This is a genomic window from Archangium sp. (assembly GCF_036277355.1).
Classification (GTDB): Bacteria; Myxococcota; Myxococcia; order Myxococcales; family Myxococcaceae; genus Archangium.
This window is the reverse complement of record NZ_DASUNC010000116.1, coordinates 81,103-102,903: the sequence shown is the minus strand read 5'-3', so window position 1 is coordinate 102,903 and position 21,801 is coordinate 81,103. Positions and strand designations below refer to the sequence as shown.

The following is a 21,801-nucleotide window of genomic DNA, read 5'->3' as shown; positions in this document are numbered from 1 at the left end:
GAGCGGGTCGCTGTGAATCTGCGCGAGCAGGACGCCGTCGGTCATGAACTTCACGGCCGTCTGCCGGGACGAGCGGTCCTCGAAGCGAATCTGGTAGCCGACGTCCGTGCCCAGCTCCGTGCCGAGCTCGCGAGCCACGCGAGCCGCCACGCTCGTCGCGGCGATACGCCGGGGCTGGGTGACACCAATCTGGCGCGGGCGGCCACGCCCCATGGCGAGCAGGACTTTGGGCAGCTGCGTCGTCTTCCCCGAGCCGGTGGCGCCCGCGACAATGACCACCTGATGGGCGGAGATGGCCGCGGTGATGTCCTCCACCCGGCTCGAGATGGGGAGCTCGGGGGGGAAGCGCAGGGTGGGCAAGCCGCCGGGGGCGGGGACGGGTGAGTCGCCGGACATGGCGGCATGGCCTATCACTGAAGCGCCCGCTCCGCCTCTGACGAATCGTGTGGGCGCCTGCACGCCCGGCGTTCCTGGAGGAATTCTCCCTGCGCGCAATACGCACCTGCCAGGGGGCCAGCGCAGCAGGCGCTGTGGGAGTGACGCACGGCCGAGGGATGCACTCTCTCGCACAGCCCAAGGCGACCGGTCGCCTGTGCAGGGGAGGGGTGTGCCTGCCCTCCTGCACCGTCCAATGCGTGTCGCGCGGCCCTCCTGGACGACCACCTACCCCGGCCCTCGCCCGCAACAGGGCTCCCATGCCGCCTATGCTCAAGGGCTTGGGGTTCTTCTTATCGCAGCCCATCCACCCACGGACTGATGAGGACGGGTTCGGCGAGCCCCTGCTTGCGGATTTCCACGGCCCAGCCGTCGTCCTCCTCGTTCTTTGATGACCCTGGCCGTCCAGCCGTTCTTCCTCCAGAACGTGAGCTCCATGACTTCGGGCTCAGCAGGCGTGCGCTCGTCGCTCATGGGCGTTCCTCATACCCTCCAATTGCCATTTGCCAGAGAAGTATCTGCCCCCTGCGCTACAGCCAACAGGCTCCCCCTGTCCCCTGTGTCAGGGTAGTTGGCGCACGATGTTTTCATGGTGGCGAACCAGCGCTCCACCTCACCTTGCGTGGGCGGCGACAACGTCTCGAAGCACACGCCGCCTTCCCATGGCACGAAGACGCCGTCCGGCACCAAGGCATGGTAGTGAAGTGTTACTTGCAACGCCGAGCGAAAGGAATAGGTCACGAGGCTTCGACCTCCCCGAAGCTCCAGGATCCCTGCACGGGGGTGAGCACAAGAGCAATCTTGGTCGTGCCTGTCCATGCTCCGGTCGCAGGCGATTCCGATTCAGGTTGGCTATCATCGATTGCAGCCTGCAGGAGAGTTCCATCTCTCTCTCTCGCGTGCTCGTCCAGGCTTAATCGATACTGGACCACTGTACGCCAGCGTACTGCTTCCAAGTTACCGTAGGTGACCTCGACTTCCAGGGTCAGGATAGCCCCGGTCCTGAGCTTCTCCACGAGCGTGTTCGCATCAGTACCAGCAATTTTCCCCGCCAATTTCAGGTTGGAAGTCCCCTTCGGGCCGATGGGCAACGGGAGTGCTTCTCCTTTCTTGAAGCTGGTCTCGGCAATTCCAGCTTGGACATGGACGTTTAGAGCCGCAGCAGGGCTTGAGTTGGTAAGCGAGAATCCGAATACGACTGGAAGTCCGATGACGGCGCTGGCTTTGCCGGGCTTCGAGATGACGACTCCTCCCGTCCCATCCTCCTGTTCGTCAAGTGACGGGATCAGAAAGGGCTTGTTGTCACGACGGCGTTCTCGTGCCTGCCAGTAGAGGGTCAGAACTACCCCGGCGAGGGCAAGGCCAGAGAACAGCGCGTTAACGGCCCCGAACATGTCGCCCATGGTCCCGTAGGCTGCCAATGCATCCACGGGCTTAAGGCATTCCTGTCCCGGAGTCGTTTCCCCATGAACTGCCGACGATATCACCTCCATCCGATTCTCACACCGCTCGATCCCCAGCAACGCAGCCGTCGTGGGAACCACCCACAACGTCGCAAGCCAGAATCCGAAGAAGCCCAGGGCCAGTAGGACGATCGGCCAGTACGGACTCCAGGCGCGGTTTCTTGGCTTGCTCACGGCGCGTCTCCTGTGCCAGTCGCAGCGTCTACGAGCCAGCGCGCCACGATCCCTGCCCGCCGATCGAGCTGGTCAGCGTCTGGAGACACTGTTTGTTGCGCGAACCCCTGCTGGGCAAGTGCGTTCTGGTCGAGGACTGAGCTGAAACTCCGCCCCTTCCGCATCGCAACCCTCACTCGCTTGGCCGAAGTGGCATCCATGAAGATCTGGTCGACGATGGGCGTATCGGCGTTGGCATTTGCGAGCTGGTTGTGGAGGGCCGTCCTGCTAATGAACTGAAGTTCTTTCACGCCTTTAAGGGGTTGCTTCGTTAATGGGTCAAGGGCGCCGCGCGATGCGAGGAGACATCCAACACCTCGGGTCAACAAGCGATTGCGGCGCACCGGCTCCATGAGCGCGAGCTTCAGAGTTTCCTCCTGCTCAGGAGCCCCGTGGTACCGAGACCAAGAGCCGGACGCTACACGATCCACGTCGCTCACAACTCGGGTATTGGCACCTTGAGCGTAGGACTGCGATGCGATCGACGACCAATACCAGTTGTCGACGGCCGAAATCGCGAACTTCCCGTCCAGCATGAATGCGAGTGTTAGGATCATTGCGCTGGACGGCACACTTTTGGCGTCCACCAGCCCGAATTTCCTGCGGCCGTACTCAAGCGCAGCGTCGTATGCATCGACTGCCCGTGGCCATAGAGCCCGGACGCGGCTGGCTTCGACCGCTAGCACGTCACCTTGCCTTACACCCTTGACGGTGAGCCGCTTGCCAGAATTCTGCTGTTCCCTGCGCTCCCAAAGCGCGATTAGCTTCAGGATCTCGATTCCGTCGACCTCGAAATTTCCGAGGAGTTCGTGCTCAGCGCGCGCGTTCTCCCATTCTTCCCAAAGGTTGAATTTCTGTGGATAGAGAACGGCAATCATGAGATCAAAGGCGTTAAGACGAACGCCGGTACGGTTGGTTGTCTCGAAGATTCGAGCGAGCGCTTCAAGCGCGATGTCCTGTTCGAGGGCGACGCCGATGAATTTGTACACATTGGCCCGTAGGCCCGGCAGGTTTCGATCGCGCAAGGAGACCATGAGCGAACCTACATCGTGGGGCAGGTGTCGCTGCCACTCGTGAAAAGATGGCTCATCGAAGACCACCGACACCTTTGCGATGCGACGCGCAGCTTGGTCGGTGACCGTCGGGTAAGCTGCTTCAAACGATGCTCTTTCCTGCCACTTCACGTATTCGTCGCCGTGCTCAAGCGCATTGAAGTCGATATAGTAGACGACGTCTGACACGTCGGCGACCGCGTGGAACAAAGCAGTCACCCTTTGTTGGCCATCTAGGACGAATACCTCAACGTTTCCCCGCAGAGGCGGAGCATTCTCGATCGGCCTGGGTTTAAAGGGCTGCGGTCCATCCAGCAGCAGAAGCGATCCGATCGGCCAACCGCGGGACACGCTGTCGATGAGGTCTGCCACTTTGCTCGGCGTCCAGACAAAACGCCGCTGGAAATCGGGTAGGGCGAGTCGCCCTGTGTTGATCCAGCTGACGATCTTATCGACCGTGTAGGTTTGAGGCTGGAAACTCATGAGTTATCCGTTCGCCCGCCGTCGATGTCGTGGGTGCGCAACACGAAAATCAGGCCGCATCGTACGTCTCCGCGAACACAAGGTCATCTAGGAGTTGATGGGGCACGCGACCACCGAGATGACCATGAGGTACTGCGCACCTGTCGCCCGAGGCACGGGAGAGCGCGGTCATGGGAGTTCCCCCAAGCAGGTGAGAAGGCGAGCGTGGCGCTTGAGGCAGCGACCAGGAAGGAACCGAGGAGGGAGAGGACACCGCGAGTGGACTAGGCCTCCTGCACCTGTCCGAGTTGCCCTCACCCCAGGCACCTGCCAGGATGGCCAGCGCAGCATGCGCTGTGGGAGTGACGCACGGCTGAGGGATGCACTCTCTCTCATAACCCAAGGCGACTGGTCGCCTGCGCAGGGGAGGGGGTGTGCCTGGAGCGCGTCGGGCGGTCCTCCTCAGGGCCCTCCTGCACCGTCCAATGCGTGTCGCGCTACCCCTGGACGACCACCTACCCCGGCCCTCGCCCGCAACAGGGCTCCCATTCCGCCTATGCTCCCCGGTCTTCTTCTTCTGGCGGCACCGCACGTCCGGGGAGAAGAGCGCGCCGTGGGTGAGCGTACAGGCCGGCGGCGAAGGCTGAGGCGCGCGAACTGGCGGCCCGGTACGTGAGCCTCACAGGTGCCTCGGACCCGTTCGTGGTACCGCACCTCCATCCCAGTGCACAGAAGGGGGGACGCCTGCTCGCCGTCGCCTACATGGCGCTGATCACGATCTGTCCGCGCGCGCGCCTGCTCACCATGTGCGCCACGGCCTGGCCGGCGTGCGCAAGCGGATAGGTCCTGTCTATCACGACCTTCACGGCGCCCGATTGAATCAGCGCGCCGATGTCCTCGAGATTCTTGCGTGACGGGACGAATTGAATCGTGCGCCACTGCCTGGACTTGAAGAGCGCCCCGAACGCCATGCCAGGCAGCGTTCCCAGCCACTTGTGGGTGCCGATGCTGTTGGGCAGCAACATCCCATTCGCGGTGAGGACGCGCGCCGAGACCGACGGAGGGTGGTTCATCACGTTGTCCATCACCACGTCGTAGCGCGCGTCCTGCTCCGGGTAGCTCGTCCGCGTGTAGTCGATGACGTGGGAGGCACCGAGTGAACGCACCAGCTCGACGTTGCTCGTGCTGCACACGCCCGTGACCCTGGCACCCAAGGCCCTGGCGATCTGCACGGCGAACGTCCCCAGGCCACCGGAGGCACCGTTGACGAGCACCTGCTGGCCTGCGCGGACGCGAGCGACATCGCGCATGGCCACCAGCGCCGTCACGCCTGACATCACCGCCCCGGCGGCTTCCTCGAAGCTGAGCTGCGCCGGCTTGTGCGCCAGTTGTGTCGCCGGGACCACGGTGTATTCGCAGAAGGTCCCGGGAGCGCCGCGCTTGTAACCTCCCGTCCACACCGAGCCGAACACGGTGTCGCCGGGTGCGAAGCCGGTAACGTGGGCGCCCACCGCTTCCACGACGCCGGCGACGTCCGAGCCGCGGACCGGCGACCTGGGCGCACGCAGGCCGGACACCAGGCGCAGCGCGTAGGGAACTCCGAGGGTGGCGATGCAGTCCGGCGGGATACGTCTCCAATCTGGAGACATTCTGGAGACGCGCCGGAGCCTGAAAACACCGAGGCCGGAAACCCCTGATTGCTCAGCGGCTTCCGGCCTCGGCTTGTGTGTCCCCGACGGGATTCGAACCCGTGTTACCGGCTTGAAAGGCCAGCGTCCTGGGCCTCTAGACGACGGGGACCTCTGTGAGTCGCGGGGGGCTCGAACCCCCGACCCTCGGCTTAAAAGGCCGGTGCTCTACCAGCTGAGCTAGCGACTCGCACTATTCTTTTTTGGTCAGACGCCGGATTCCTTGGTCTCCGGCGTCTGCGAGGCGCTCTCTACCAGCACTCGCCTCGGACTTCTACTGGCGATCGTTCCCCCCGTCACCTGACAGCCACCCTTCAACGGCCCGCCCCCGCGCTTCCTTCCGCCGCTCTCGGGAGGCGCTATACAGAGGCCATGTCCCGAGACGTCCGGAATTCCGAGGAAGCCCCCGAGGAGAACGACGCGCTGCAACTGGAGGGTGGGGTCCACCGGCGCTACCTCACCCGCTCTGGGGCCGAGCGCATGCACAAGGAGCTGCTGCGTCTGCTCAACGAGGAGCGGCCCAAGGTCACCGCCGAGGTGTCCGCCGCCGCCGCCCAGGGCGACCGCTCCGAGAACGCCGAGTACATCTACGGCAAGAAGCGCCTGCGGGAGATCGACCGGCGCATCCGCTTCCTCCAGAAGCGCCTGGACACCGCCACCATCGTCACCCCGTCCGAGCAGCCGGACACCCGCCGCGTCTACTTCGGCGCCACCGTGACGCTCGAGGACGAGGACGAGGCCCGGGTGACCTATCAGATCGTCGGCTCGGACGAGATCGACACCGCCGGGGGCCGCATCAGCGTGGAGTCCCCCATCGCCAGGGCCCTGCTGCGCAAGAAGGTCGGCGACACCGTCGAGGTGATCCGCCCGCGTGGGGAAATCGAATACACCATCGTGCAGATCCGCTACCTGTAGGGGTGTTGGCCCGAGGACATCTGGACCCGTGGAACAGCAGGAGGGGCGGGCGTCCAGTGATCCGGGGATCCATGAGCGTGGTGGGAACCACCTTGTTAGCGTGTGCGTTACACCCGAGGTAGGCCCCAAACGGTGCTGGGCCGCTTCCCGCGTGGGAGGCCCGGCCTAATATTCGGTTGGCAGTCAGGCGCAGAAGCGGTCCGTCAGTCGGAGTCCCGTCGCACGGTCGGTTCCAGCGGTCGCACCCACTACGAGGTCGCGCTCCACACGATGCGAAAGAACTTCATCCTCGACACCAACGTCCTTCTCCACGACCCCCGCTCCATCTACAGCTTCAAGGAACACAACGTCATCATCCCCATCTACGTGATCGAGGAGATCGATCAGTTCAAGCGCGATCTCTCCGAGCTGGGGCGCAATGCGCGTCTGGTGGCGCGCTACCTGGACTCCTTCCGGGAGGAGGGCTCGCTCAAGGACGGGGTGCGCCTGCCGCACGGGGGCGTGCTGCGCGTGTGCTTCACCGACAGGGATCTGCCGCTCTCCATGGCGGACAGCAACCTGATGGACAACCGCATCCTCTCGGTGGCCATCGACTTGATGGAGCGCGAGCCGCAGTCGCCGGCCGTCTTCATCACCAAGGACACCAACCTGCGCATCCGCGCGGACGCGCTGGGCCTCATCGCCGAGGACTACGACGCCGAGCGGGTGGAGATCACCGAGCTCTACACGGGCTTCACCGAGCGCCTGGTCCCCCGCGAGATGGTGGATCAGATGTACAAGCCCGGCGCCGAGGTGGAGATCTCCGGGCAGGAGTCGCTCTCGCCGCACCAGTTCATCCTGCTCAAGGACGAGACGAACCCGTCGCACACGGCCATGGGCCGCTTCAACGCGTCCCGGGGGCGGGTGGTGCCGCTGCTGCGCGGCATGAAGTCCGAGGGCGTCTGGGGCATCCGCCCGCGCAACATGGAGCAGAGCTTCGCGCTGGATCTCGTGATGAACGACGAGATCAAGCTCGTCACCATCGTGGGCAAGGCGGGCACGGGCAAGACGCTGCTGGCGATCGCCGCGGGGCTCCACAAGGTGACGGAGGAGGGCGTGTACCAGAAGCTGCTGGTCAGCCGGCCCGTGTTCCCGCTCGGCCGGGACATCGGCTACCTGCCGGGCAGCCTGGAAGAGAAGATGAACCCCTGGATGCAGCCCATCTTCGACAACGTGGAGTTCCTGATGAACCTGAGCCGCGCCGACAAGAAGGCGGGCCGGGGCTACCACGAGCTGATCGATCTGGGGCTGATGGAGATCGAGGCGCTCACCTACATCCGCGGGCGCTCCATCCCCAACCAGTACATCATCATCGACGAGGCGCAGAACCTCACCCCCCACGAGGTGAAGACGATCATCACCCGCGTGGGCGACAACACGAAAATCATTCTCACCGGGGACCCGTTCCAGATAGACAACCCCTACGTGGACGCGACCAACAACGGACTCGTTCACGTGGTCAACCGGTTCAAGAATGAGAAGATCGCGGGCCACATCACCATGGCCAAGGGCGAGCGCAGCGCCCTGGCCGAGCTCGCGGCCAACCTCCTCTAGCCCCCTGCGCCGCACGAGGAAGCAGTCATGAAGGCAGAAGGTACGGGAGATGGTGCCACCCAGGGCACGGCGGGTGACGGCGAGGAGAAGAAGCCGCTCATCGAGTACCCCACCGTCTATACCTTCAAGGTCATGGGGCGGCAGGAGCCGGGCGGGTTCGCCGGGTATGTGCGCGAGCTGTTCCGCACGCTCATGGGCACGGAGATCTCCCCGGACTCCATCCGGGAGCAGCCCAGCAGCAAGGGCACCTACGTGTCGGTGAGCGTGTCGGTGTACCTGCTGTCCGAGGAGCACCGCCGCTCCATCTATGCCCGGCTGCGGCAGGAGCAGCGGGTCGTCTACTACCTGTGAGGGCGGCCCCCGCCCGGGTGCGCGGGGGGAATTGGCGATTGCGGGCCACCGGTGTAGAAGAGGCTCCTCATGAGCCCGGCTGAGCCCTTCCCGCTCTACTTCCCTGGTGACGCTCGGCGCCCCTTCAGCTCCGAGATCGCGACCCGTCGCTTCGCGAAGGTGGCGCAATTGGAAGAGGGCGGCCGTGTGCTTGAGCTCGGCTGTGGCCCTTCCGGCTTGGCCAGCGTGGTGCTCGCCCAGGAGTTCGGCTGCTCGGTGGTGGCCGCGGACGCGGACGAGACGTCCCTCATCCACATGCGGGACCGTGTGCGCTCGCTCGGGCTGGACGGCCGGGTCGAGGTGCGGCGCGTGGATCCGCGCAAGCCCGCCTTCCGGGAGGGCGAGTTCGACGCCGTCCTCTGTCAGGGCCGGATCTTCCTGGCGCTGGCGGATGCGGTGGGCACCTTCCGGCCCCTGCTGGCCCACAATGGCCGGCTGGGCCTCACCTATCCGGTCCGCGTGGGCCGGGTGACGCCCCGCGCCGTGCTCGACTTCTGGGAGCGCCGCCTGGGAGCACCGCTCCTGCTGCCCCGCGAGCTGCTCCAGCACCTGGCCCTGTCCGGCTTCGAGCCCGAGTCCGTCGAGTCCCTCCAGGACGCCGAGCTGGACGCCCTCTACAAGGATCTGGAGCCCCACCTCGCCAAGGCCTCGGCCGAGCAGGCCACCTGGCTGCGGGAGGAGATCGCCCTGCACCGGGAGAGCGGCAAGGCGACCTCGAGCTACGCGTTCGCCGTGGGCCGCCGCCGCGAGCCGGGTGAGAAGCCTCCGGCCGCTCGCGATCGCGGGTAGACAGGGCGGCAGACCCTCACCCCGACCCTCTCCCAGAGGGAGAGGGAGGACGGCGGGAGGGCAGGGCGCTCAGTGCGCCGCCTTCAGTGCACCTCGCTCAGTGCACCGCGCCGTGGAAGTCCAGCAGCTCCACCGCCTCGGGCGCCACGCTCAGCTTCACGTCGTCGCGGTAACCCGCCGCGTCTCCACCCACGTGGAAGGGCATGGGCCGGGCGAAGCGGATGTGCACGTCCTGGGCGTAGAAGTCGTGGATGCCCTCGGGGAACCAGCGGCCCGCCCACAGCTTCGGCAGGTTCGCCAGCACGCTCGTGGCGTGCAACTGGCCCAGGCGCAGGTGCATCATCCCCCGGCGCTCGCCCGCGAACGGGAACATCCGGAAGCCGTACCCGTAGAAGGGCATCGTCGCCGCCGCCGCCATCATCAGCTTGCCCTGGAAGATGCGCTGCCCCGGGGCGATGGGCGCGCCCACCGGGTTGCCCTGCGGCCCCACCCGGTACGCCTCACCGGCCTGGCCGTTGATGATCTCGCACTCCACCCACGTCGGGTTGGACAGGTAGTGCGGCACCGTCTTCAGCGCCACCGCCGAGAAGTAGCCGCCCGGGCCCGTCAGCATCTTCTTGAGCAGCCCGCCGCGGCCCAGGTTGTCCTTCACCCACAGGTAGTCGTTGAGCAGCTTCCCATCCACGCCCATGCCCGCGAAGGCCGTGCGCATGCCATCCACCATCAGCAGATCCATCCGCCGGTGGCCGGGGATCTCGCCCGCGCGCGCACGCACCACGTCCTGCAGGATGCCGTCCGCGCCGTTGCCGGCGTTCACGTACGTGGCCAGGCCGTTGCCCGTGCCCAGCTTCAGCACGCCGAAGCGCGGCGCGCGCTTGCCGGCGAAACGGCCCCGCGGCTCCAACTGACGGAACACCTCGCTCACGAAGCCCTGGAACGTCCCGTCACCGCCACCCGTGAACACCAGGGGGTAGTTGCGCTCGAGCACCGTCTGCACGATCCGCCGGCAGTCGAGCTCCGAGCGCGACAGGAAGAGATCCTGCTCCGGCACCACGTGTGAGAGGGACTTCACCAGTTGTGCGTCCACCCGGCGGGCGTTGGCGTTGAGCAGCACCGCGACCTTGTGCTCGGGGGCTCCGGCGACGGACGGATTCTGGCGCGGATCCACGGACCGAAGTGGCTGTACCAGCATGAGGCTGCCTCCAGAGGGGGGGTTGGGGCGTCGGGCTGCCTCAGTGCACATTCTCAGCCAATGGCTGACGCGAGGTGTCAACCCCACCTGGACTCAATGGTTTCGGGGGGTTGGCGCGTTGGCTACTGATCGAATGCCTGGCCGGTTGCTACGCGCGGGTGGCGGAGGTGGAGAGCGCGTTACGCACCGTGGCGGGCCGGTGGCGAGCAGGTGACGCATCTTGACGCGGTTTGACACCCCCAGGTGGGTGGTTACGTTGGTCACACATCGGAAGCACTCGACGTTTTTGCGGTCTTTTCCGCAGTTATTTCGGGAGGTTACACACCGTGGGCAAGATTATCGGCATCGACCTGGGCACCACCAACAGCGTGGTGGCGATCATGGAGGGTCGCGAGCCCAAGGTTCTCACCAATGAGGAAGGCGCCCGCACCACGCCCTCGGTCGTCGCGTTCGCGAAGGATGGGGAGCGGCTGGTGGGACAGGTGGCCAAGCGGCAGGCCATCACCAACCCGGAGCGCACGATCTACTCCATCAAGCGCTTCATGGGCCGGCGGTACGAGGAGACCACCGAGGAGGCGAAGCTCGTCCCCTACAAGGTGGTGCGCGGCCCGCACGGCGACGCGCGCGTGGAGATCGACGGCAAGCAGTACAGCGCGCCGGAGATCTCCGCGCAGGTGCTGCTCAAGCTCAAGCGCGCGGCGGAGAACTACCTGGGCGAGAAGGTGACGGAGGCGGTCATCACCGTCCCGGCGTACTTCAACGACGCCCAGCGCCAGGCCACCAAGGACGCCGGTGAGATCGCCGGCCTCACCGTGCGGCGCATCGTGAACGAGCCGACGGCGGCGGCGCTCGCGTACGGCCTGGACAAGAAGAAGGACGAGAAGATCGCCGTCTACGACTTCGGCGGCGGCACGTTCGACATCTCCATCCTGGAGGTGGGCGAGAACGTGGTCGAGGTGCTCGCCACCAACGGTGACACGCACCTGGGCGGCGACAACATCGACCACACGCTGATGGACTGGCTGATCGCCGAGTTCAAGCGCGACAACGGCATCGACGTCTCCAAGGACAAGATGGTGCTGCAGCGCCTGAAGGAGGCGGCGGAGAAGGCGAAGATCGAGCTCTCCAGCACGATGGAGACGGAGATCAACCTGCCGTTCCTCACGGCGGACGCCACCGGTCCCAAGCACCTCAACGTGCGCCTGACGCGGGCCAAGTTCGAGGCGATGATCGACACCCTGGTGGAGCGCTCGCTGGAGCCGTGCCGCAAGTGCCTGAAGGACTCGGGCGTGGACCTCAAGGACCTCAACGAGGTCGTGCTGGTGGGTGGTTCCACGCGCATCCCGAAGGTGCAGGAGGCGGTGAAGCGGCTGTTCGGCAAGGAGCCGAACCGCTCGGTGAACCCGGACGAGGTGGTGGCGGTGGGCGCGGCGGTGCAGGCCGGCGTGCTCGCGGGCGAGGTGAAGGACATCCTGCTGCTGGACGTCACCCCGCTGTCGCTGGGCGTGGAGACGCTGGGCGGCGTGATGACCAAGCTCATCGAGCGCAACACCACCATCCCCACGCGCAAGTCGGAGACGTTCTCCACGGCGGCGGATGGCCAGACGCAGGTGGAGATCCACATCCTGCAGGGCGAGCGCGAGATGGCCGGTGACAACCGGAGCCTCGGCCGCTTCCACCTGACGGGGATTCCGGCGGCGCCGCGCGGCGTGCCGCAGATCGAGGTGACGCTGGACATCGACGCCAACGGCATCCTGAACGTCAGTGCCAAGGACAAGGCGACGGGCAAGGAGCAGAAGGTCACCATCAGCCACTCGTCCGGTCTGGCGAAGGACGAGGTGGAGAAGATGGTCAACGCGGCCAAGGAGAACGAGGCCGCGGACAAGGCCCGCCGCGAGCTGGTGGAGGTGAAGAACCAGGCCGAGGCCCAGGCGTACGCCGCGGAGAAGATGATCAAGGAGAACCGCGACAAGCTGTCTCCGGACGCGGTGTCGACGCTCGAGGCGGCGGTGAAGGCGGTCAACGAGGTGCGCGAGGGCCAGGACAAGGACGCCATCAAGTCCGCGTTGGATCGGCTGCAGCAGGCCAGCTACAAGGTGGCCGAGGAGATGTACAAGGCCACGGGTGGGGCGCCGGGTGCTGGCGCTCCGCCGCCGGGAGCCGACGCGGGTGCGACGGGCTCGGCGCCGGGCAGCTCGGCCAAGCCGAAGGACGACGTGGTGGACGCCGAGTTCCGCCAGTCGTAAGGCCGCCTCTGGCGAGCCCCTGGGGTTGAACCCCGAGGAAGGGCCGGTGCTCCCCACAGGGAGTATCCGGCCCTTCTGTTTCATTCGCGCCCACCCGACTCCAACGATATGAGGAGACCCATGAAGGCGCTGACGACGACGCCCCCGGGGCATGACGTCATCCTGTACGACGGGCACTGCCGCCTGTGCATCGCGGCCGCGAAGCAGTTCCAGCGGTTGTTGGGAGGCCACGGCACGCAGCTGCGCTCGTTCCGGGAGGAGGGCGTCCTGGCGGCGTATCCCGGCATCGCGCTGGAGCGGTGCGAGCAGGGCATTCAGCTCATCCAGGCGGACGGGCGGATCTTCGAGGGGGCCGAGGCCGTGGTGCAGGCGCTGGGGCGCAGGCCGGCTGGCAAGCTGCTCTTCGTGTACTACGTGCCGGGGCTGAGGCAGCTCGCGGACTGGGTGTACGGGCTCGTCGCGCGCTACCGCTTCCGCATCGCGGGGCGGGCCTGCCCGGACGGAGCGTGCGCGGTTCACTTCAAGTAGGGGTCGCCGAGCCCTTCAAATGAGCAGGTAGGGGGGACTACGATGCGCCTCCCGTGATCCACCCGCCCACGCCCGTCTCTCCCCAGGCCGCGCAGGCCTTCCGCCACTTCTTCCAGGAGCTGCGCGAGGCCTACCTCGAGCGTGAGACGCTCTTCACCCAGATCGAGTTGGCGCTGCTGTGCCGGGAGCACGTGCTCGTCGTCGGGCCGCCAGGAACGGCGAAGAGCGCCATCGCCTCGGCGGTGCTCGGCCGCATCCTCGACGAGAAGACGGGGCAGCCCTCGCTCTTCGCCAAGCAGATCGCCGAGTCCACGGTGCAGACGGACCTCATCGGTCCGGTGGACTTCAAGGTGCTCACCGAGACGGGCCGCACCGAGTTCATCACCGAGGACGGCATGCTGGGGGCCACCCACGCCTTCCTCGACGAGGTGTTCGACGGGCGCGACATGCTCCTGCGCTCCATCCTCAACGTCCTGCACGAGCGCGAGCTCAAGCACGGGCGCCGGGTGACGAGCGGGCGGATCGAATGCGCCATCATGACGAGCAACCGCTACCTCTCGGAGGTGCTGGCGCGCTCGCCGGAGCTGCTGCTGGCCTTCGCGGACCGGCTCAGCTTCATCTCGTTCGTGCCCAAGTCCTTCGCCCGGCGCCCCAGCCGCGCGGCCATGCTGCATCGCTTCGCCCATGGTATCCGGCCGGACCTGCGCGCCTCGCTCACCCTGCAGCAGTTGGATGTGCTCCAGGCCGCGGTGGAACAGGTGACGGTGGGCAGCCACCTGCTCGAGGCCATCGAGATGCTCGCCGATGAGCTGGAGCGCGCGCTCATGGCCCAGGTGTCCAAGCTGCCGGACTACGTGCCCACCAAGTACTTCTCCCAGCGCTCGGTGGTGAAGGCGCTGTGGGCCCTCAAGGCCGTGGTGGTGAGGGATCAGCTCTACCGCCGCCCGGACCGGCCGCTCGAGGCCACCGTGGAGGACCTGGACGCCCTGCGCTGGTTCTTCCTGCTCGGCGGGCCCCCGGCGGAGGAGGTCGAGGCGCTCCTGAAGGTGGCGGTGGATCCGCGCGAGCGCGCGCAGCTGGAGATCGTCCGCATCGAGCAGAAGGCCTTCGACGCCGCGCTGGCCAAGGTGAAGGCGGAGCTGGGCACGGGCGTGGAGCGCGAGGCGGCCTCGCTCGGGGCGGCCGACGAGCTCAAGGCGGTGGAGGCGGTCGCGCGCAACTTCCAGCCCGGCGTCGTCACCACCACGGCGCAGCGCCTGCGCGCCAAGCTCGTCCCGGGACCGCGGCACCCGGACAACCGGGTGGCCCTGCTGGGCGCCGCGCGGGGACTGCTCTCGGTGGTGGAGCAGCGCATGGCGCGCGGTCCCATCGAGGGCCCCGAGGCCCGGGCGGGCACGGCCGTGTTCACCGCGCTCTCGGAGACGGTGGAGCTGTGCCGCCAGGTGCCGGAGCTGCGCCAGCGGCTGCCCGCGCTGAGCGACGCGGTGTCCCGCTTCCTCCTGCAGGCGCTCGAGCTGGTGGCGCTCAACGCCGAGAGCCTCGCCTTCGACGAGGCGGTGCGGCTGGATACACTCGGTTCGTTCACGGACAACCTCTCCGACGAGCTGGGCCGGGTGGGCGAGCTCCTGGCGCTGCTCGCCGAGGGCAGCTCGAGCCTGGTGGCACGGCTGCGGACCGCGGAGGCCGAGGCACGCCGCCGGGCCGTGACCGCCCTGCGCCAGCGCGCGACGAGTGCCTACCCGGCGACGCGCGGCCGGAGGGATCCGCTCGATGCGCTCGCGGCGGACTCGCGCCAGCTGTCCCAGCTCGAACAGGCCCTGTGCAAGCTGGACCCCGCCCAGCGCGGCCTCAAGCAGGAGCTGCTGCAGCCGCTCGGCTCGGCCTACGCGAAGGACGTGCTGACCACCACGCCCTTCGAGCGCATCGACCAGTTCTCTCGCACGGTGCAGACGGTGGCGGAGAACCTCCGGCGCGAGGGCCTGGCCCCCGAGCCCGTGTTCGCCGAGTGCAAGGAGATCCTCGAGGCGCGTCTGCGCGAGTACGTGCGGAACATCGGCCGCGAGGTGGCGAGCCCTCCGCCGGCCCCCCATGCCGCCATCAGCGGCGAGGCCTACAACTTCTACCGGGGCGACTTCTCCACGCAGATCAAGGATGGGGAGCTCGCCGCGCTGCTCGGGTTGGACGGGCAGCTCGCCTTCGCGCGGCCTCCCTCCGCCACGTCCTTCCTCTCCAACGAGATCCACGCGGCGGTGGCCCGGGTGGAGCTGGCCTTCGTGCAGACGCGCCTCAAGTTCCTGCGCAGCTGGCTCACCCAGCTCCTCACCGAGCTGCCGCCCCCCAAGACCCTCCAGCGCCGTCCCCTGGCGGATTCGATCTTCGATCGCCTGGTGAAGAGCCGCTTCCCGCTGCTCGCGCTCAAGGAGGGCGAGCTGGTACGCATCAAGGGGGTGCTCGGCGTGCTGGTCTCCATCCCCGGCGAGCTGGGCGAGAGCGCGCGCAAGCTGGAGAACGTGCTGCGCGGCATCGACGAAGACTTCACCCGCTTCAGCAAGGAACTGCTGGAGACGCGGGCCTCGCTGTGAGGAGGTGCTGACGCGTGCTCGCCTCGCGGCTCTCACGCCTGCGGCTCCGGTTGGACGCGCTCCAGGGAGCGCCGTTCCAGGCCGAGGGCTTGCGGGGTTGGTGGCTCGGGCTCACCGCCCCGGCCGAGGTGGACCTGTCCCTGCCCACGCTGACGGCGCTCGACAGGGCGATGGAGCGGGTGGGGGTGCACACGCTCGCGGACGCGCGGCTGCTGCTCGAGCTGGGTGTGCGCAAGGGCAGGGTGGGGGACCTGGCCACGGGCCTGAAGACCCGCTCCCAGGAGGCCCTGGAGGAGTTCGAGCGGACGCTCGACGCGGTGGAGAAGATGCTCCGGGTGGGCCGGACGCCTCCGGGGGCGCGCACGGCGCTGGAGCGGGGCTTCGTCCGGCTCACGCGCGTGCTGCGCGTGGCGGATCTCTTCATGTCCCCCACGCCTCCGTCCCAGGAGGAGGCCCGCTTCGAGATCTTCGCGCGGCCCGGTCCCTCGTGGAACGACCGCGTGGCGCCGAGCACGGCCCGCATGGCCGTGGCCGAGTTCCTCGCGCAGCGGGCGCGCGCCAACGTGGACGATCTCGTCCAGAAGCGGCGCGATCTGGACATGGCGCATGAGATCCTCCTGCGCATCGGCATGGAGCACGATCGCGACCGGGGCGTGGCCCTGCGCAGCGAGGTGTCCCAGGCACGCGATCGGGTCCGTGAGCAGCCGGCGGCGCGCTCCCTGGATGAGCTGGTGCGGGAGGTGAGGCGCACCGCGAGCAGGGAGCCCCAGATGGCGTGGCGCTCGCTCCGGGGCCTCTACGAGCGCGCGCTGGAGGCGAATGACGCCCCACTGGCGGAGGCGGCTCGCGCGGCGCTCGAGCCGCTGATGCCCCGTGGGCAGCCCCTGCGGGCCATGTTGGAGTCCTCCGAGCGCGATGACCTGACGCGCTGGTTCGGCGAGAAGCCCCCCGCGCACGAGGGCCCCAACGGCCTGCGCGAGCCGCCCAAGGCCTCCACCGCGGATGATCTGCTCGCGGACCTGGCCTTCTCGCTGCAGCCCGAGCAGCTCTCCGCCTTCGAGCTGGCGGCGGGCTGTGGCCGCTACTTCGACGTGGAGGACGCGCTCACCGAGGAGATCGTCGAGATGAACACCCGCAAGGTGCGCCCCGTGCCCCGGCGGGTGCCGTACCCCACCCAGAACATGACGTTCGAGCGCACGGGTGGCCTGCACGAGGTGCACGACTTCGTCATCTCGGATCCGCGCATGGTGCTGTACGACCTGGCCGGCCACAGCCAGAGGGTGCGCGCCTACCTGGAGGACGAGCCGCCTCCCCGGCCCAAGAAGATGAAGCGCACCGCCGTGCGCGTGTACGTGTGTGACGCCTCGGGCTCCATGCACGGCGCCCGGGCCCGCTTCCGCGACGCCATCATCATCGCCGAACTCAACAACCTCCGCGTGAAGGCGCGCAAGGGCGAGCCCTTCGATCCGCTCTACTTCTCCTTCTTCAACGACATCCCCACCGAGCTGGCCCGCGTGGACACCGCCCGCGAGGCCACCCGGCAGATCGAGAAGCTCTTCCGCGACTCGCCCGCCGAGGGACAGACGGACATCTCCCTCGCGCTCATGTCCGCCTTCGAGTCCATCCGTTCCGCGCAGGGGAGGGATCCGTACCTCGCCCGCGCCACCGTGGTGCTCATCACCGACGGCGAGGACCGCGTGGACATGGAGCTCATCCGCCGCACCCGCGCGCCCATGGACGCGCTGGACATCTCGCTCAGCTTCATCTCGCTCGGCGAGGAGAACCCGGACCTCAAGTCGCTCGTGATGGAGCAGCGGGCCCGGGGCGGCCGCGCCTTCTACCACCACCTCTCCGACCAGGAGATCCAGTGGGCGCGCACCGAGTTCGACAGCCCCTGGCGCACCCTGCTGCCGCGCGACGTGCCCGTCACCCCGGAGGCCATCGAGGCGCTCGCGCCCCACCTCCAGGCACTGGAGGCGCTCGCCGCCGGCCGCACGCTCCCGGCCGCTCCCGTGGCCACCGAGGCCTCGTTCGACGCGCTCTTCCCGGAACTCGAGCGGCTCTCCGGGCAGAAGGGGGCGGAGAGCCCCGGCCCCGAGGTGCTCGCCCGCGTGGCTGATATTCTCGACGCCATCGTGGAGGCCGCCGCGCTCGCTCCCGCCGAGCGCCGTCCCACCGAGGGCCTCTTCCTCCTGCAGCACCTGCTCGGGGTGTACCAGATTCCTCCGGCCCGCTACCTCGCCGCGCTCGCCACGGGAGGTTCAGAGGTGCACGAGCGCCTCGCACGTGTCCGCCTCCTCTGCCGCCCGTTCGAGTAGGCTGCCGCCAGTCATGCTCTTCGACTGGTTGCGCAAGAAGAAGACGCCCAAGAAGCCCGAGCGGCCCACGGATCCGCTCGCGGCCTTCGATCAGCTGATCGAGGACCTGGAGCGTCAGGGCGCCGAGATCCGCAAGTCCGCCGCCACGCTGCTGGCGCTCCGGGGCGATCTCGCCCGCTCGGAGGCGCGCTACGTCAAGCGGCTGGAGGAGTTCGCGAAGCGGAAGGCCCAGGCCGACGAGCAGGGGGATGGGAAGATCTCCGCGACGCTCGAGCGCGACCGCGTGCAGGCCGAGTCCCTGCTGAGCACCACGCGCGAGTCGCTCGCGCGCGCCGAGTCGGATGGCAAGCTGCTGCTGGAGGCCGCCGCGGATCTCGGCAACCGGGTGGCCGAGCTGCGCATCGAGCGCGAGAGTGCTTCGGCCCGGCTCGCGGTGGGCGGGCTCGTCTCCACGGCCCTGCAGGCGCAGGTGGAGCGTTTCGAGAAGGTGCTCGCGGTGGATGCCGCGCGGGACGAGGTGGAGCGGGCCCATGCGCTCGCGGACATCTACCGCGAGGAGCGTGGCGAGGCCGTGAAGCCGGGTTGATCCCAGGAGGGACGTGATGGGTTGCTGCCACTACCACCCCGTCGGCGAGGGCTGTGACAGCGCCTTCACCGTGGACACCTCACGCATCACCTTCGGCCGTGGCTGCCTGGCCGAGGTGGGCGACCGGGCCCGGGCGCTCGGCATGAAGCGCGTGCTGCTGTTCTCGGACGAGCGGGTGGCCCGGCTGCCGCACTTCGAGAAGGTGCGCCAGTCCCTGCTCGCCGCCGGCCTGGATGTCGCCGTCTATACGGACGTGCACGTCGAGCCCACGGACCGCTCGTTCCTGGAGGCGGCGCGGTTCGCCTCGGAGTCCCGGCCGGATGGCTACATCTCCCTGGGCGGCGGCTCGGTCATCGACACGTGCAAGGCGGCCAACCTCTACGCCACGTATCCGGCCGACTTCCTGGCCTACGTCAACGCGCCCGTGGGGGATGGGCGCCCGGTTCCCGGCCCGCTCAAGCCGCACATCGCCTGTCCCACCACCTCGGGCACGGGCAGCGAGGTCACCGGCATCACCATCTTCGATCTGCTCTCCATGGGGGCGAAGACTGGCATCGCCTCGCCCGCGCTGCGGCCCACCGAGGCGCTCGTCGACCCGGACTGCACCGCGACCCTGCCGAGCGAGGTGGTCGCCGCCAGCGGGCTGGACGTGCTGTCGCATGCGCTCGAGTCCTATACCGCGCGGCCGTACGTGCGCCGTCCCGCGCCGCCCCGGCCGAGCCTGCGGCCCATGAGTCAGGGGGCGAATCCGTGGAGCGATCTCGGCTGCCGCGAGGCGCTGCGCCTGATGGGCCTGTACCTCGAGCGCGGGGTGAAGGATGCGCGGGACCACGAGGCCCGCGAGCAGTTGATGTGGGCCTCCACGCTGGCCGGTATCGCCTTCGGGAACGCCGGGGTGCACGCGCCGCACGGCATGGCCTACGCCGTGGCCGGACTGGTGCGCGACTTCCGGCCCTCGGGCTACCCGGACGGCGAGCCCCTGGTGCCGCATGGCATGGCCGTCATCGTCAATGCCCCGGCCGTGTTCCGCTACACCGCCGAGGTCAGCCCCGAGCGCCACCTGGAGGCCGCTCAGTTCCTGGGCGCGGACGTGCGCGGTGCAGCGCCCGGTGATGCCGGCGAGGTGCTCGCGGGCAAGCTCATCCAGATCATGCGCGCCGTGGGGATTCCCAATGGCCTCGGAGGGGTCGGCTACACCGACGCGGACCTGGCCGCCCTCACGGAAGGGGCCCATCCGCAGCAGCGCCTGCTGCAGAACGCTCCTCGCGAGATGACGAAGCCCGTCCTCTCCGAGCTGTTCCGCCAGGCGCTGCGTTACTGGTAACCGAAGCAGGGACCACTGCCATGTCCGACGTCGAGACCTCCGACCGCTACCGCTACTTCCTGCCCATCACCACCCGCTGGATGGACAACGACGCCTACGGGCACATCAACAACGTCACGTACTACAGCTACTTCGACACCGTCGCGAACCACTTCCTCATCCACGAAGGCGGCCTGGACATCGTCAGCAGCCCCATCATCGGACTCGTCGTGGAGTCCCGGTGCACCTACAAGGCTCCGCTCGCGTATCCCGACCGCCTGCGCGCGGGTCTGCGCGTGGACAAGCTCGGGAATCGCTCCGTGACCTACGGCATCGGCATCTTCAAGGAGGGCGAGGAGCAGGCCGCCGCCCACGGGTACTTCGTGCACGTGTTCGTGGACCGTCAGTCCCGAAAGGCCGTGCCCATGCCCGAGCGCATGCGCGAGGCACTCGCGCGGATCTCCGTGGGCTGAGCGCGGATCCGCGGGGACTCGGTGGGGCACAACCCGAGGGCCGGATACCCTCACCCCGTCCCTCTCCCGGGGGGAGAGGGGATGGCGCGTGGATGGCGCGCGGATGGCGCGTGGATGGCGCGTGGATGGTGCGCGGAGTGGGGCAGGGGGCTACGTGCGCCGTGCCGTCTGGTGCAGCTCCAGCACGATGTTGCCGCCCTTGAAGAGTCTCACCGCTCCCGACGTCTGGCTCACCACCAGCGCGATGCACTTCGTCGTCGACGTGATACTCGCCGCCGCCGCGTGTCTCGCTCCCAGGCCCAGGGGAATCTTCACCATCTCGTCCGACGCCGACAGGTAGCGCCCCGCCGCCAGCACCACCCCGTCCTCCCGGATCACGAACGACCCGTCCAGCACCGAGAAGTTCTTGATCGCCTCGCGGATCTTCGGATCCAACACGTTGCGCTCGGCCTCCGACAGACCCTGGAACGGGTTGATCGTCATCTGCCGGCTCTTCTCCATCACGCTCGTGTGGTCCCCGATCGTGATGATCGTCCCGATGGGATGGCCCTCGAAGCCCTCCTGGCCCACCTGCAACGCCAGCTGGATGAGCGCATCCACCACCTGCGAGTTGAACTCGTCCCCCAGCTTCACGCCCTCGATCGTCAGCCGGTCGTCCAGCGAGCCGCCAATGCGCATCTGCATCAGCGTGTCCGGGGCGCGCCCCAGCTTGCCCGTCATGCACAGCACCAGGTCCCCCTCCTTGAAGGCTCCCTGGGAGAGCGCCGACACGAGCGCTACCTTCACCCGCTCGGTGCGGGAGTAGTCATAGGCCGGAATCACCAGCGCCTTCTGTTTGCTTGCCAACAACTCCTCGGCGATCCGCGGAGACGTCACCGCGTAGACGAGCTTGCGCTTCGCGAGCTGCCGGCGCAGGTCCTCGGGCGCGATGGGCACGTCGCTGATGTAGAGGAAGTGGTCCACGTCCCCCTTCCCAGCGAGCGAGAGTGCGGCTCGCAAGAACTCCCGGTCGAATTTCGAGGCATCGCTCATTGGGTACGACCTCGCCGCCTGTTTTCATGAGGTGGTCCGGGTCTCCTTGACACCAGACCGCACGTGAATAAAGCTTTCCGGCCCTTTTTTACGGGGTGTCGGGCCCATTTCCCCGCCGCACGGGAGCCTAAGGCTGTGAACCAGAAAGATCTCAAGCGTTACAAGAAGATGCTCGAGGACAGCAAGACGAGCCTGCTGGAGAGCGCCAAGAAGACGCTGGTGGAGGAAGCCAGCTTCGATACCGATGATCTCCCCGACGAGATCGACCAGGCCTCTTCCGAGTATGCCCAGTCGATGGCTTTCCGCCTGCGCGACCGCGAGAAGTTCCTGATGCAGAAGATCGATCGGGCCCTGACTCGCATCGAGGAGGGCACCTTCGGCATCTGCGAGCGGTGCGAGGAGGAGATCTCCCCCAAGCGGCTGGAGGCGCGGCCCGTCACCACGCTCTGCATCCGCTGCAAGGAGGAGCAGGAGAAGAAGGAGAAGTCCTACGGCTGAGGCCGTGGCAGGGCAGGGGCGCTCCCCCACGCACGGGCCCGCG

Annotated in this window: 17 protein-coding genes, 2 tRNA genes and 1 pseudogene; 12 read left to right on the top strand and 8 right to left on the bottom strand. The window is 67.6% G+C overall.

Features of this window, described 5'->3' with window-relative positions; translation table 11 throughout:
* The 6 genes and pseudogenes from VFZ09_RS29785 to VFZ09_RS29760 all read right to left on the bottom strand — a co-directional run.
* Window positions 1-396 (bottom strand): annotated as a pseudogene (locus tag VFZ09_RS29785) (ATP-dependent RNA helicase HrpA); the annotation flags it as partial.
* A gap of 776 nt (window positions 397-1,172) precedes the next feature.
* Entirely contained in the window at window positions 1,173-2,072 is a 900-nt protein-coding gene (locus tag VFZ09_RS29780; protein WP_329731081.1) for a hypothetical protein, read from the bottom strand.
* Window positions 2,069-3,646, bottom strand: a complete 1,578-nt coding sequence (locus tag VFZ09_RS29775; RefSeq protein WP_329731080.1) for a DUF262 domain-containing protein — start codon at window positions 3,644-3,646, stop codon at window positions 2,069-2,071. Before VFZ09_RS29775 ends, VFZ09_RS29780 begins: the two co-directional genes overlap by 4 nt.
* Window positions 3,647-4,383: 737 nt before the next feature.
* Entirely contained in the window at window positions 4,384-5,274 is an 891-nt protein-coding gene (locus VFZ09_RS29770) for an NAD(P)-dependent alcohol dehydrogenase (protein WP_329731079.1), read from the bottom strand.
* A 78-nt stretch (window positions 5,275-5,352) separates the two neighbouring features.
* Window positions 5,353-5,425: transfer RNA gene (locus tag VFZ09_RS29765), tRNA-Glu, on the bottom strand.
* 5 nt (window positions 5,426-5,430) lie between these two features.
* Window positions 5,431-5,503, bottom strand: a tRNA-Lys gene (locus tag VFZ09_RS29760).
* Between the two features lie 182 nt (window positions 5,504-5,685).
* Between VFZ09_RS29760 and greB the strand changes: the two genes are divergently transcribed.
* The 4 genes from greB to VFZ09_RS29740 all read left to right on the top strand — a co-directional run bounded on the left by greB (window position 5,686) and on the right by VFZ09_RS29740 (window position 9,000).
* Complete coding sequence (greB, locus tag VFZ09_RS29755; protein WP_329731078.1) at window positions 5,686-6,228, top strand: transcription elongation factor GreB; 543 nt, start codon at window positions 5,686-5,688, stop codon at window positions 6,226-6,228.
* Between the two features lie 270 nt (window positions 6,229-6,498).
* A complete protein-coding gene (locus tag VFZ09_RS29750; RefSeq protein ID WP_043398497.1) occupies window positions 6,499-7,821 on the top strand; it encodes a PhoH family protein in 1,323 nt (440 codons plus the stop codon).
* Window positions 7,822-7,848: 27 nt separating this feature from the next.
* Window positions 7,849-8,172, top strand: a complete 324-nt coding sequence (locus VFZ09_RS29745) for an HP0495 family protein (protein WP_329731077.1) — start codon at window positions 7,849-7,851, stop codon at window positions 8,170-8,172.
* Window positions 8,173-8,241: 69 nt separating this feature from the next.
* Window positions 8,242-9,000: an SAM-dependent methyltransferase gene (locus tag VFZ09_RS29740; RefSeq protein WP_329731076.1), complete on the top strand. Its 759-nt coding sequence runs from the start codon at window positions 8,242-8,244 to the stop codon at window positions 8,998-9,000.
* A gap of 97 nt (window positions 9,001-9,097) precedes the next feature.
* Here VFZ09_RS29740 and VFZ09_RS29735 read toward each other — a convergent pair whose 3' ends face one another.
* Entirely contained in the window at window positions 9,098-10,192 is a 1,095-nt protein-coding gene (locus VFZ09_RS29735; protein WP_329731075.1) for a diacylglycerol/lipid kinase family protein, read from the bottom strand.
* A gap of 326 nt (window positions 10,193-10,518) precedes the next feature.
* Here VFZ09_RS29735 and dnaK point away from each other — a divergent pair, with 326 nt between their 5' ends.
* The 7 genes from dnaK to VFZ09_RS29700 all read left to right on the top strand — a co-directional run bounded on the left by dnaK (window position 10,519) and on the right by VFZ09_RS29700 (window position 20,228).
* A complete protein-coding gene (gene dnaK / locus VFZ09_RS29730; protein WP_329731074.1) occupies window positions 10,519-12,438 on the top strand; it encodes a molecular chaperone DnaK in 1,920 nt (639 codons plus the stop codon).
* Between the two features lie 120 nt (window positions 12,439-12,558).
* Entirely contained in the window at window positions 12,559-12,966 is a 408-nt protein-coding gene (locus VFZ09_RS29725; protein WP_329731073.1) for a DUF393 domain-containing protein, read from the top strand.
* A 56-nt stretch (window positions 12,967-13,022) separates the two neighbouring features.
* Window positions 13,023-15,548: an AAA family ATPase gene (locus tag VFZ09_RS29720; protein ID WP_414640761.1), complete on the top strand. Its 2,526-nt coding sequence runs from the start codon at window positions 13,023-13,025 to the stop codon at window positions 15,546-15,548.
* 14 nt (window positions 15,549-15,562) lie between these two features.
* On the top strand, window positions 15,563-17,866 hold the full coding sequence (locus VFZ09_RS29715) for a vWA domain-containing protein (RefSeq protein WP_329731071.1): 2,304 nt from the start codon (window positions 15,563-15,565) through the stop codon (window positions 17,864-17,866).
* Window positions 17,867-17,879: 13 nt separating this feature from the next.
* Window positions 17,880-18,452, top strand: coding sequence for a hypothetical protein (locus VFZ09_RS29710; protein WP_329731070.1), 573 nt, complete (start codon window positions 17,880-17,882; stop codon window positions 18,450-18,452).
* Between the two features lie 16 nt (window positions 18,453-18,468).
* Window positions 18,469-19,776: a hydroxyacid-oxoacid transhydrogenase gene (locus VFZ09_RS29705; RefSeq protein WP_329731069.1), complete on the top strand. Its 1,308-nt coding sequence runs from the start codon at window positions 18,469-18,471 to the stop codon at window positions 19,774-19,776.
* A gap of 20 nt (window positions 19,777-19,796) precedes the next feature.
* Window positions 19,797-20,228, top strand: coding sequence for a thioesterase family protein (locus VFZ09_RS29700; RefSeq protein ID WP_329731068.1), 432 nt, complete (start codon window positions 19,797-19,799; stop codon window positions 20,226-20,228).
* A 150-nt stretch (window positions 20,229-20,378) separates the two neighbouring features.
* Here the strand turns inward: VFZ09_RS29700 and VFZ09_RS29695 are convergent, their stop codons facing one another.
* Window positions 20,379-21,260: a DNA integrity scanning protein DisA nucleotide-binding domain protein gene (locus VFZ09_RS29695; RefSeq protein ID WP_329731067.1), complete on the bottom strand. Its 882-nt coding sequence runs from the start codon at window positions 21,258-21,260 to the stop codon at window positions 20,379-20,381.
* Window positions 21,261-21,395: 135 nt separating this feature from the next.
* Here VFZ09_RS29695 and VFZ09_RS29690 point away from each other — a divergent pair, with 135 nt between their 5' ends.
* Window positions 21,396-21,758, top strand: a complete 363-nt coding sequence (locus VFZ09_RS29690) for a TraR/DksA family transcriptional regulator (protein ID WP_047858457.1) — start codon at window positions 21,396-21,398, stop codon at window positions 21,756-21,758.
* Window positions 21,759-21,801 lie beyond the last annotated feature (43 nt).